Below are 12,136 nucleotides of genomic sequence, written 5' to 3'. Positions count from 1 at the left end.
CGGACGTGGCGCTCATGACTGCCCCTGTCCCCGGCCCTCTCCCCGCGTGCGGGGAGAGGGAGCATTTACCCCCACGCGCTGGATTTCCCATTCGAGGGTCACGCCGCTTTTCTCCTTCACCCGCTCGCGCACGTCTTCGCCCAGCGCCTCGATGTCAGCGCTCGTGGCTTGGCCGAGGTTGAGGAGGAAGTTGGTATGCTTCTCGCTGACCTGCGCGTCGCCGCGCCGCAGACCGCGGCAGCCGGCGGCGTCGACCAGCGCCCAGGCCTTGTGCCCCGGCGGATTCTTGAACGTCGATCCGCCGGTCTTCGAGCGCAGCGGCTGCGAAGCCTCGCGGCTGGCGGCGATGCGGTCCATTTCGGCCTGGATCGCGGCGGTGTCGCCGGGTTCGCCGCGGAAGGTGGCGCTCACCACGATGGCGCCATCGGGCAGCGCGGAGTGGCGATAGGTGTAGTGCAGGTCCGCGGCGGCGAGCGTCCGCCGTTCGCCCGACCGCAGCACGACCTCGCAGTCGACCAGCACGTCCGCCGTTTCGCGACCATAGGCGCCACCGTTCATGCGGACGAAGCCGCCGACAGTGCCGGGGATCGAGCGCAGGAATTCGACGCCTGCGATTTCAGCGTCTCGCGCGGTGGAGGAGACGAGGATGCCGCTGGCTCCGCCGCCGCACCGGAGCGTGGTCGCGTCGATTGCTTCGACCTTCGCGAAGGTCTTGCCGAGCCGCACCACCACGCCGGGGACGCCGCCGTCGCGGACGATCAGGTTTGATCCGAGGCCCAGTGGCAGCACTGGGACTGTCGGATCGAGATTTGCGAGGAAGGTGGCGAGATCGTCGGTGTCGGCTGGTTCGAACAACCATTCGGCCGAGCCGCCTGCCTTGAACCACACGAGTGGTGCGAGTGGCGCGTTCGGCGTGAGACGACCGCGAACCGTAAGATCCTCCCCGGTACGGGGAGGAGGACCGTCCGCAGGCTGGTGGAAGGGGGCTTCCACAGGGGCTTCGCCCAGCGGCGATCCCCCTCCACCACCGGCTTCGCCGGCGGTCCCCCTCCCCGTTCCGGGGAGGATCAAGGAGTCGCTGCTCATCGCCGCGCCTCGATCGCAGTTGCCAGCCCGGCCGCCCATTTGGTGATGTCGCCGGCCCCGAGGCACACCACCTGATCGCCAGCGCGCACTTCGCCGGCGAGCGCGTCGGCCAATGCGTCGGCATCCGCCACCGTCGCGGCGGCGCGATGCCCGCGGCGCCTTAGCCCCTCGACCAACGCCTCGGAATCGACCCCCGCCACCGGCGCTTCGCCCGCGGCGTAAACCGGGGTCACGTAGACCGCGTCGGCATCGTTGAAGGCGCCCTGAAAGTCTTCCATCAGCGTGCCGAGCCGCGAATAACGATGCGGTTGTACCACCGCGATCACGCGGCCCTGCGCGCTTTCCCGCGCGGCGGCGAGCACGGCGCGGATCTCGACCGGGTGGTGGCCGTAATCGTCGATCACGACGGCCCCCGCTACTTCGCCAACCTTGGTGAAGCGCCGCTTCACGCCGTCGAACTTCTGGAACCCGCGCTGGATCGTCGCATCGTCGATGCCGAGTTCGAGCGCCACGCCAATGGCCGCGAGCGCGTTCTGCACATTGTGACGCCCGGCCATCGGCAGGTCGATGCCCTCGATCGAGCGCGTCGTGCCGTCCCGATGGCGAATGATCGCCTCGAAGCGGTTGCCGCCGGGATATGGCGCGACGTTCACGCCGCGCACGTCGGCACTGGCCGCGAAACCGTAGGTGACGATCCGCCGATCACGCACGCGCGGGATCAGCGCCTGCACTTCGGGATGGTCGAGGCACAGCAGCGCCGCGCCGTAGAACGGCACGTTCTCGACGAACTCGACGTACGCGTCTTTCGCTTTGTCGAAGCTGCCGTAGTGATCGAGATGTTCGGGATCGATGTTGGTGACGACCGCGATCGTGCCGTCGAGCCGCAGGAAGCTGCCGTCGCTCTCGTCGGCCTCGACCACCATCCAGTCGCTCGTGCCGAGCCGCGCGTTCGAGCCGTAGCTGTTGATGATCCCGCCGTTGATAACCGTCGGATCGACGCCGCCGGCATCGAGCAGCGCCGCCACCATCGACGTCGTCGTCGTCTTGCCGTGCGTGCCGGCGACCGCGACGGTGGACTTCAAGCGCATCAGTTCGGCGAGCATTTCGGCGCGGCGCACCACGGGGATGCGCTGGTTGAGCGCGGCCTCGACCTCCGGGTTGCCGCGCTTCACCGCGGTCGAGATGACGACCACCGCGACGCCCTCTACGTTCGCCGCGTCGTGCCCGATCGTCACCGTGATGCCGCGCTTGCGCAGACCCTCGACGACATAGCCCTCGGCCATGTCGGAGCCCTGAACCGTATAGCCGAGGTTGTGCATCACCTCAGCAATGCCCGACATGCCGATCCCGCCGATGCCGACGAAGTGGATCGTGCCGATGTCCGTCGCGACGCCCTTCACGCGAACGCCTCCTGCGGCTTCGCCACGCCGACGGGCAGCTTTGCGACCGGCGCATCGAGGCTCTCGATCAGATCGGCCAGATCGCGTGCGGCATCGGGCTTGCCGCACGCTTTGGCGCGGCCGGCGGCATTTTCCAGCGCGGCAGGATCGAGGCCCAGCTTCTGCATCTGCTTGGCAAGTTCGCCCGGCGTGAAGGCGCTTTGCGGGATCGTCCGCGCGCCGCCGGCGGCGGTGATCTCGCGCGCGTTCGCGGTCTGGTGATCGTCGGTCGCGCCGGGCAGCGGGACGAGGATCGCCGGGCGACCGGCTGCGGTGAGTTCCGAGATGGTCGAGGCGCCGGCGCGGGCGATCACCAGATGCGCCCAGCCGAGCTGCTCGGGCAGATCGGGGAGGTAGGTCGCCAGGTCGGCCGCGATCTCGAGCTCGGCGTATTTGGCGCGAGCCGTGTCGATATCCTCGATGCGTGCTTGATGCGTCACCTGGAGCCGCCGACGGAAGGCGACCGGCAGCATCGCGAGGCCATCGGGGACTACCTTCGAGAGCACGCTTGCCCCCTGCGATCCGCCGGTGACGAGCACGCGGAAGATGCCGTCCTCCTCGAGCAGCGGATAGGCGCGCGTGCGCAGCGCCAGGACGCTGTCGCGCACCGGATTGCCGACATGGTGCGCCTTGCCTCCATGCTTTGGGGCCAGCCGCTCGGTCGTGGCGTAGGAGGTCGCGATCGCATCGACGCGGCTGGCGACGAGGCGGTTGACGCGGCCGAGCACGGCATTCTGCTCATGCACCGCGGTCGGGATCTTGTCCGCAAAGGCTGCTGCCAGCGCGGGGAACGCTGGATAGCCGCCGAAGCCGATCACCGCCGCCGGCTTGAACGTGCGATACAGCTCGCGCGCCATCGCCCGGCCGCGCCACATCTCGCGCGCGGCCTTCGCCCAGCCTAGCGGACCGCCCGACAGGCGGCCGGCTGGCAGCACGTGGGTCTGCACGCCATCGAACAGCCCCGGGAACCGCACGCCGCGCGCGTCGCTTACCAGCGCCACGCGGTGGCCGCGCCGCGTCAGCTCCTCGGCGAGCGCGGCAGCCGGCACCATGTGGCCACCGGTGCCGCCGGCCGCGAGCACGAAATGCCGCGCGCGCGTCACGAGGCGGCGCCCCAGCGCGTGACATAGGGGCTGCGCAGCAGGAACGGATTGCGCCGCGTGAAGGTGAGCAGCAGCCCCATCCCGATCGACAATGCGATCATCGAAGAACCACCATAACTGATGAACGGCAACGTCATTCCTTTAGACGGTGCGAGGCCGGTATTGACCGCCATCGACACCAGAGCCTGTACCCCGAATTGCGTCGCAAGGCCCGAGGCGGCGAGCAGCTTGAAGCCGTCTTCCTCGTCGAGCATCTTGACGAACACGCGCACGACGACCGCCAGGAACAGCACCGCGATCACCATGCAGGCGATCAGGCCGAATTCCTCGCCGATGACCGAGAAGATATAGTCGGTGTGCGCTTCCGGCAGGCCGAACTTGACCGTGCCGGCGCCCGGCCCGGTGCCCGTCCAGCCGCCCGAGGTGAGCGTGGCATGGGCCGCATCGGTCTGGAAATGCGCGCCTTCCGCCTCGTTGGGATCGCGAAACAAGAAGGCGTCGATCCTCGCACGCGCCGTGCCATAGAATAGATAGGCCGCGCCGATACCGAGCGGCGCCATGGCGAAGAAGGCGGCCAGCGTGCGCATCGGCGTGCCGGCGATCATCAGCAGCACCATCCATACGGTCGCGAACACGATCGTCTGGCCGAAATCGGGCTGCAGCATCAGCAACACAGCGACCAGCGCGGTCATCGCGAAGGTGATCGCCGTGAGCGGCAGGCCTTCCTCCTTCGAGCGCAACGACAGCAGCCAGGCGACCGTGACGATGAAGCAGGGCTTGAGGAATTCGGACGGCTGGAACTGGGAGAAGCCAACCCCCAACCACCGCTTTGCGCCATTCACTTCCACCCCGACACCCGGGATCAGCACGAGCAGCAGCATCGTGCCGAAGCCGGCCGCGCCGATCACGGCGCCGCGCCGCGCGAGGTCGACGGGGAGCATCGAGATGCCGATCAGCACGGGCAGCGACACGCCGACCCACATCACCTGCCGCCAGAAATAGTAGAGCGGCGTGATCTTCAGCTGCTCGCCCGAATAGCGCATCGCGCTGGCCGGCGAGGCGGCCGCGACCGCCAGCAGCCCGACCGCGATCAGCGCGAAGGTCAGCAGCAGCAGGACGCGATCGGTATCCCAGAACCACGTGCCGAGCGGCGAGCGATCGCCGCGCCCGCCGCGTTCCTTCAGCCGGCCGCGAAGCCCGTGTTCGTCCGAACCATCGTTCATGCCAGCCCCCCGACCGCTTCACGAAATACCTGCCCGCGATGCTCGTAATCGCGGAACTGATCGAACGACGCGGCGGCCGGCGACAGCAACACCGTATCTCCGCTCCGCGCGTGACGCGCGGCGCTGACGACCGCGCTGGCGAGGGTGCCGGCCTCCTCGACCGGCACCTTGCCGTCGAGCACGCGCGCGAACAGTGGTCCGGCTTCGCCGATCGTATAGGCGCACGCCACGTGGCTGAAGTACGGCGCGCAAGCATCGAGATCGCCGCCCTTGGCGCGCCCGCCGACGATCCAGTGGACGCGATCGAACGCGGCGAGGGCCGGCGCAGTGCTGTCCGGGTTGGTCGCCTTGCTGTCGTTTACGTAGGCAACGCCGGCGATCTCGCCGATCTTCTCCATGCGGTGTGGGAGGCCGGTGAAGGTGCGAAGGCCACCGTCCAGTTCGTCGTTGCTCATACCTAAAGCTTTGCAAACGCAAAAAGCAGCGCCCGCATTTTCCGCGTTGTGCGGACCCTGCAGTGCCGGCCAGTCGGACTGCACAGACCGCCAATTACGCGAATCAAATGGATCCCAGAGATCGGCTGGATCTTGCACCGTGTAGTAGAGCTGACAATAAACGTTGCGACCGTCGTTAAAGTAGCGGTCGTACGTCGCACGACGTTGCGCGTGAGCACTCGAACCAAACACAAGAGTGCTTGTCTCCGACTGCATCTCAAATAGTCGTTCCTTCGAAGAGGCGTAAGCCTCAAACCCGTCGTAGCGATCGAGGTGATCCGGCGTGATATTCAGCAGCACCGCGACATCGCAGTCGAGGCTGTGCGTCAGGTCGATCTGGTAGCTCGACAGTTCCAGTACGTAGACGCCACCGGCGGGGAGCGGCTCGGCGCCGAGGATTGGGAGGCCGATGTTGCCGCCCATCAGCGCGGGAACGCCTGCCGTCTTGAGGATATGTGTGACGAGCGCGGTGGTCGTCGACTTGCCGTTGGTGCCGGTGATGCCGACGACCTTGTGCGGCGGCAAGTCGGCGCGCGCCTGCGCGAACAGCTCGATGTCGCCGATGATCGGGACGCCGGCGGCGCGGGCTTTCGCGGCGAGCGGGTGGGTGTTCAGCGGGACGCCGGGGGAGACGACGAGCGCTTCAAATGAGGCGAGGTCGACGGTGTCAAGGTCGACGACTTCCAAAAGCCCTCTCTCCGCTTGCGGGGAGAGGGTTGGGAGAGGGGCAGTTGCGGAGGTCGGCAGTTCGGACTGCCCCTCTCCCCGGCCCTCTCCCCGCAAGCGGAGAGAGGGAGTTATTGCGTCGCGCTTTTCGGGGTCGCTGTCCCATGCCGTCACCTGCGCGCCGCCTGCCAGCAAGGCATGCACCGTCGCCGTGCCGGAGCGGGCAAGCCCCAGCACCGCGTAGCGCTTGCCGGCCCAGGCGGCGGAGACGATCACCGCAGTTTCAACGTCGACAGACCGGCCAGCGCCAGCACGAGGCTGACGATCCAGAAGCGGATAACCACGGTCGGCTCGCTCCAGCCGAGCTGTTCGAAATGGTGGTGAATCGGCGCCATGCGGAACACGCGTTTGCCGGTCCGCTTGTACCAGAACACCTGGATGATCACGCTCATCGCCTCGACCACGAACAAGCCGCCGATGATGCCGAGTACGATCTCGTGGTGCGCCACGACCGCGATCGTGCCGAGCGCGCCGCCCAAGGCGAGGCTGCCGGTATCGCCCATGAATACCGCCGCAGGGGGCGCATTGTACCACAGGAACGCCAGCCCCGCCCCGATCATCGCCCCACAGAAGATCGCGAGGTCACCGGCGCGGGCGACGTGCGGGATACCAAGATAGTCGGCAAAGCGCACGTTGCCCGCGAGGTACACGATCAGCATGAATGCGACCGAGGCGATGATCACCGGCATCGTGGCGAGACCATCGAGCCCGTCGGTCAGGTTCACCGCGTTGCCGAACGCGACGATCGTGAAGGCCGCGAACACCGGGAAGAAGTACCCCAGTTCGAGGTACGTGCGATTGGTGAACGGCAGGAACAGGCCCGTGCCATTCTCGTAGCTGATGATCCACGCCGCGACGCCGGCAATGGCGAATTCCAGCAGCAAGCGCGTCCGCCCGGAAATGCCGGCAGCGCTCGCCTTCGTGACTTTGTCATAGTCGTCGAGAAATCCGATCGCGCCAAAGCCAAGCGTGACGAACAGGCAGGCCCAGATGAAGGGATTGCTCAAATCCATCCAGATCAGGATCGACAGCGTGAGGCTGGTGAGGATCATCAGCCCGCCCATCGTCGGCGTGCCGCGCTTGGCGAGGTGGGTCTGTGGGCCATCGGCGCGGATCGGCTGGCCCTTGCCCTGCCGCACGCGAAGCCAGCCAATGAACTTCGGCCCGATCAGCAACCCGATGAACAGAGATGTAGCGACCGCCGCGCCGGCGCGGAACGACAGGTAACGGATGAGGTTCAACCCGCCGGGAAACCCGAGCTGCTCGGCGATCCAGTACAACACTAAGCCATGCCCCCAGCAAGCGCCGCGACGACCCGCGACAGCCCGACCCCGTTCGATCCCTTGACGAGAATTGCGTCGCCCGGCGCGAGCATCTCCGGAAGGATCTCCAGCGCCGCCGCAGCGGTGGGCACATGGCGCAATTCGATCCGCCCCTCAAGCGCCGAGGCAAGCGGCGCCATCGCTTCGCCGACGAGCAGCGCCGTTTCGACGTTTGCAGCAATGATCGGTGCGGCCAGCGCGGCGTGATACTCGGCTGTTGCCACGCCGAGCTCGCGCATCTCGCCCAGTATTGCGACATGCCGGCCGGGCGTCGCGCCGAGCACCGCAAGCGTTGCCTCCATCGAGGCGGGATTGGCGTTGTAGCTTTCGTCGATCACGAGCGCCTCGCCGCCGGGCACGCGCGCCACGAACCGCGCGCCCCGCCCCGCCATCCCGCCGAGTTCGCCCAGCGCAAGCCCCGCCCGCGCAAGATCGCCACCGACCGCGTCGACGGCGGCGAGCACGGCCAGCGCGTTCGATACCCAGTGCGCGCCGGGCTGCGCGATCGTGAAGCTCAGCTCGCGCTCGCCGATTCTGGCGGTCACGAACGTGCCGCCGGTTTTCAGCGGCATGGTTTCGATCGGTCGCACGTCGGCGTCCTTGGACGTCCCAAAGGTGACGATCTTTGAAGCATAGGGCTGCGCGGCGGCGATCAGCCGATCGCGGTGCGGGCTGTCATAGGGCACGATCGCGATCCCGCCCGGTTCCAGCCCTAGGAAGATCTCGCCCTTGGCGTCGGCGATCGCGCTTTCGTCGGGGAAAAACTGGGTATGCGCGGGGGCGATTGCGGTGACGATCGCGACGTGCGGGCGCACCAGCGTGGTGAGATGCGCGAGTTCGCCGGGGTGGTTCATCCCCATCTCGAGCACGGCGAACCGCGTTGCCGCCGGCATCCGCGCGAGGCTGAGCGGGACGCCGGTGTGGTTGTTGTAGCTCTTCACCGAGCGATGGGTGGCGCCCGGCGCGCTGCGGTCGAGCGCGGCGAAAAGCGCCTCCTTGGTCGATGTCTTGCCGACCGAGCCGGTGACGCCGATGATCCGCGCGGTGGTGCGCGCACGTGCGGCGCGGGCGAGATCCTCGAGCGCGGCAAAGGTGTCTGCGACGCGGACGTTCGGGCCGTTTGCTGCCGCCGAGACGATCGCGCCGGCTGCGCCCTGCGCATAGGCCTGGTCGAGGAAACGGTACCCGTCAGTCGCCTCGCCACTCAGCGCGATGAACAGATCGCCGGGGCCGACCTCGCGCGAATCGAACGCAACGCCGGAGGCGGCGAAGGCAGTGCTTGCCTCGCCGTTCACGGCTGTCGCGATGTCGTTCGAGGTCCAAAGCGTGTCCATATCGCTTTATAGCATCGGTAACGGAGCGGTCGCCCGCCAATAAGCCGCCGTCATCCCGGCCTTGTGCCGGGATCCACCGGGCAGCATGTCCCACGGCTTGGGGTCAAGCCCAACGGTGGATGCCGGGACAAGCCCGGCATGACGTTGCTGGCTCAACGCAGGCCGCTGACGGTGTCGCCGGTCACGAGCTCAAACCGCACCCCGAGGGTACGGCGCTCCCGCGGCGGCTTTGGATTCTCGGATACATTGGGTTTGGACGGAACGACGAACTTACGCTTCACCTGCAACCTCCCTGGCTACACTCACATCATCGAACGGCAGGACGAGATCGCCGACGATCTGGCCCTGCTCGTGCCCCTTGCCGGCGATCAACACGATATCGTCGCCATTGGCCTGCCCGAGCGCCAGCCGGATCGCGCCGCGGCGATCGCCGTGCTCGATCGCGTTCGGCGCACCCTTCAGGATGTCGGCACGGATCGCGGCCGGCTGCTCGCTGCGCGGATTGTCGTCAGTGACGATCGCGACGTCGGCGAACGCTGCGGCGATCGCGCCCATCGGTTCGCGCTTGCCCTGGTCGCGATCACCGCCGGCACCGAAGACGAGGATCAGGCGCCCGGTGACGTGCGGCCGCAGTGCGGCGATCGCCGCCTCCAGTGCATCGGGCGTGTGCGCATAATCAACGTAGACGGGCGCGCCACTCGCGGTGATCACCGCGCGCTCGAGCCGTCCCCTGACGGGCTGCAACCGGCCGAGCCCGGCGATCGTAGCCGCGACATCGCCGCCGGTCGCGATCACCAGCCCGGCCGCGACGAGCGCGTTGGCGGCTTGATACGCGCCGATCAGCGGCAATGTCACGCGGTGCTCGCGGCCCTCGGCGGCGATCACCAGTCCCTGCCCCAGCAACGTCGGATCGCGCGAGACGATGCGCAGATCGTCCCCATGCACGCCGACCGTGATCAGCCGGTTGCGCCGCTGCCGCGCGAGATCGATCACGCGCTCGGCGCGTGGATCGTCCGCCCAGACCACTGCGGTGCCATCGGGTGCGAGCACTTCGGAGAACAGCCGCAGCTTCGCGGTGAAATAGGCCGCCATGTCGCCGTGATAATCGAGATGATCGCGGCTCAGATTGGTGAACGCGGCCGCGGAGACGCGCAGTCCCTCGGTGCGGTATTGCGTCAGGCCGTGGCTGGATGCCTCGAATGCGACATGCGTGACGCCTTCGCGGGCGAGCCCGGCCACGTTCGACAGGAACGTCACGACATCGGGCGTGGTGAGCCCCGTCGTCACGCGCTCGTCGGCGGTGGTGACGCCGAGTGTTCCGATCGAGGCGGCGTGGTGGCCCGCCATGCGCCACAATTGCCGCGTCAGTTCGACCGTCGAGGTCTTGCCGTTGGTGCCGGTGACGGCGATTGCGGTCTCCGGAAATGGCGCGAAAAAGCGGGCGGCCAGTTCGGCGAAACAGGCGCGGGGATTGTCACCGCTGATGTGTACCGCCCCTTCGACGTCGGCGGAGCGGCGCGCGACGACGGCGATCGCGCCGGCGGCAACGGCGGCGGGGATGAAATCCTCGCCGTTCACGCGCTGGCCCTCGAACGCGCCGAAGATCGTGCCCGGCGCGACCTTGCGGTGGTCGATCGCGAAGCCGGTCACCGTCTCCGTCTCGCTCCCGCCGGTCAGCGCACCGAGCTTCATTCCGCGACGTCCTTCTTCTCGCCCGGCGCATGCCAGAGGAGGTTCGGCAGCTCGCCCATGTCGACGTCGCGGTGCGCGTCCGGAATAACACCGAGCATCGCGCCGGTGCGGCTGATCACGCGGCTGACAACTGGCGCGGCGGTATAGGCGGCGGTCGTCTGGAACGAGTTCGCCTCGACGCGCTTGGGGCTGTCCATCATCGTCAGCACGACATAGCGCGGCGCATCCATCGGGAATGCGGCGGCGAAGGTCGAGACGTTGCGGTTGCGCGCATAGCCGCCGCCCTCGGCGGCTTCGGCGGTCCCGGTCTTGCCGCCGACGCGGTAGCCCGGCGCCTCCGCCTTGCGACCGGTGCCGTTGGTGACGATCAGCCGCAGCAGCTGGCGCATCCGCGCGCTGGTCGTATCCTTGATGACGCGACGGCCCTTGGGGGCATGGCCCGGCGCGATCTTCAGCAAGGTGGTCGGGCGCCAGATGCCGCCGTTGACCAGCGTCGCATAAGCGTTCGCGAGGTGCAGCGGCGTGACGGCGATGCCGTGGCCGTAGGCGGTCGTCATCACCGTGGTGCGCGCCCAGTATTGCGGCCAAAGCGGGCGGCCTTTTTCGATCAGTTCAATGTCAGGCTTGGTATCGAAGCCCATTTTGCGGAACATCGCCTGCATCCGCGCCGCGCCGATCTCGTCGGCGATCCGCGCGGTGGCGATGTTCGACGAATGGATCAGCGTTTCGGGGATGTTGAGCCAGCGGTTCTGCGCGTGATCGTCCTTGATGCGGTAGCGGCCGACCTGGAGCGGGCTGGTCGCATCGAAGCGCCGCGCAATATTGGTGACGACGCCAGTGTCGATCGCGGTCGCCATCGCGATCGGCTTGAACGCCGATCCAAGCTCGTAAACGCTCTGCGTTACGGTATTGCGCAACTGTTCCGTGCCCGACATGCCGACGCGATTGGGATTGAATAGCGGCAGCGATACCATCGAGATCACCTCGCCGGTATCGACATCGAGCACCACGCCGGCCGCCGCGCGCGCCTGCATCGCCGCCATCGCGCTGCCGAGTTCGCTTTCCATCGCGGCCTGGACACGGCTGTCGATCGACAGCGCGACCGGGGTTCCCGAAAGCGCCGGATTGGTCAGCCGCTCCTCGAGCGCGCGCTCCATGCCTGAGCGGCCCCGGACGACGAGATCCTTCTGCGTCGGCCCGATATACCCCAGCACGTGCGCCGCGAGCGAGGCTTGCGGATACAGCCGCTGCGTCTCGCGCTCGAACACGATGCCGGGCTCGCCAATCGCGTTCACCGCCTGCACCAAGGCAGGCGAGGCGCGGCGATTCAGATAAGTGAAGCTGACTGGCTTGTTGATCAGGCGATAGAAATCGGCCTGATCGCCGGTATCGGGCATCAGATCGGCGAGGCGTTTGGCGATCTCGTTACGGTCGCCGAGCAATTTGTCAGGATGGACGCCGATCGTCCATGCGTCGATTGTCCGCGCGAGCTGTGCGCCGTTGCGATCGACGATGTCGCCGCGTGGTGCGGTGATGATAGCCGCGGCACGGCGCGGGCTGGCGTCGAGCGCCAGCATGGCAAGCCGCCCGATCACCAGCAGGATCGCCGCCGCGAACAGCAGCAACAGCATCATCAGCCGCTGGTGCTGCGTCGCGAGCAGCGCCTGGCGCTGTTCGCCGGCGCGCACCGGGCGCGCCGCTTGCCGGGCGGCCATGG

9 protein-coding genes are annotated in these 12,136 nt (G+C 67.6%); all 9 read right to left on the bottom strand.

Annotation, left to right across the window (positions count from 1 at the left end; all coding sequences use genetic code 11):
* Positions 1-12: 12 nt before the first annotated feature.
* Positions 13-1,086, bottom strand: coding sequence for a UDP-N-acetylmuramate dehydrogenase (gene murB, locus LLW23_RS14080; protein WP_228946124.1), 1,074 nt, complete (start codon positions 1,084-1,086; stop codon positions 13-15).
* Complete coding sequence (murC, locus tag LLW23_RS14075) at positions 1,083-2,486, bottom strand: UDP-N-acetylmuramate--L-alanine ligase (RefSeq protein ID WP_228946123.1); 1,404 nt, start codon at positions 2,484-2,486, stop codon at positions 1,083-1,085. Before murC ends, murB begins: the two co-directional genes overlap by 4 nt.
* The gene (locus tag LLW23_RS14070; RefSeq protein ID WP_408642051.1) at positions 2,483-3,577 is read right to left on the bottom strand and encodes a UDP-N-acetylglucosamine--N-acetylmuramyl-(pentapeptide) pyrophosphoryl-undecaprenol N-acetylglucosamine transferase; all 1,095 of its coding nucleotides are present in this window, start codon (positions 3,575-3,577) and stop codon (positions 2,483-2,485) included. The genes murC and LLW23_RS14070 overlap by 4 nt, the downstream gene beginning before the upstream one ends.
* 47 nt (positions 3,578-3,624) lie before the next feature.
* Positions 3,625-4,851 carry a peptidoglycan glycosyltransferase FtsW gene (locus LLW23_RS14065; RefSeq protein ID WP_228946121.1) on the bottom strand — a complete coding sequence of 409 codons (1,227 nt, stop codon included), beginning with the start codon at positions 4,849-4,851 and terminating at the stop codon, positions 3,625-3,627.
* Positions 4,848-6,287, bottom strand: coding sequence for a UDP-N-acetylmuramoyl-L-alanine--D-glutamate ligase (gene murD / locus LLW23_RS14060; RefSeq protein ID WP_228946120.1), 1,440 nt, complete (start codon positions 6,285-6,287; stop codon positions 4,848-4,850). The genes LLW23_RS14065 and murD overlap by 4 nt, the downstream gene beginning before the upstream one ends.
* On the bottom strand, positions 6,284-7,354 hold the full coding sequence (mraY, locus tag LLW23_RS14055; RefSeq protein ID WP_228946119.1) for a phospho-N-acetylmuramoyl-pentapeptide-transferase: 1,071 nt from the start codon (positions 7,352-7,354) through the stop codon (positions 6,284-6,286). Before mraY ends, murD begins: the two co-directional genes overlap by 4 nt.
* Entirely contained in the window at positions 7,354-8,727 is a 1,374-nt protein-coding gene (locus tag LLW23_RS14050) for a UDP-N-acetylmuramoyl-tripeptide--D-alanyl-D-alanine ligase (RefSeq protein WP_228946118.1), read from the bottom strand. Before LLW23_RS14050 ends, mraY begins: the two co-directional genes overlap by 1 nt.
* 270 nt (positions 8,728-8,997) lie before the next feature.
* Positions 8,998-10,419: a UDP-N-acetylmuramoyl-L-alanyl-D-glutamate--2,6-diaminopimelate ligase gene (locus LLW23_RS14045; protein ID WP_228946117.1), complete on the bottom strand. Its 1,422-nt coding sequence runs from the start codon at positions 10,417-10,419 to the stop codon at positions 8,998-9,000.
* Positions 10,416-12,134 carry a peptidoglycan D,D-transpeptidase FtsI family protein gene (locus tag LLW23_RS14040; RefSeq protein WP_228948594.1) on the bottom strand — a complete coding sequence of 573 codons (1,719 nt, stop codon included), beginning with the start codon at positions 12,132-12,134 and terminating at the stop codon, positions 10,416-10,418. The genes LLW23_RS14045 and LLW23_RS14040 overlap by 4 nt, the downstream gene beginning before the upstream one ends.
* Between the last annotated feature and the right edge of the window lie 2 nt (positions 12,135-12,136).

The sequence above is a fragment of the Sphingomonas radiodurans genome, assembly GCF_020866845.1.
GTDB classification, from domain to species: domain Bacteria; phylum Pseudomonadota; class Alphaproteobacteria; order Sphingomonadales; family Sphingomonadaceae; genus Sphingomonas; species Sphingomonas radiodurans.
The sequence above is the reverse complement of the archived record's forward strand: the minus strand, read 5'-3'. Positions and strand labels throughout refer to the sequence as shown.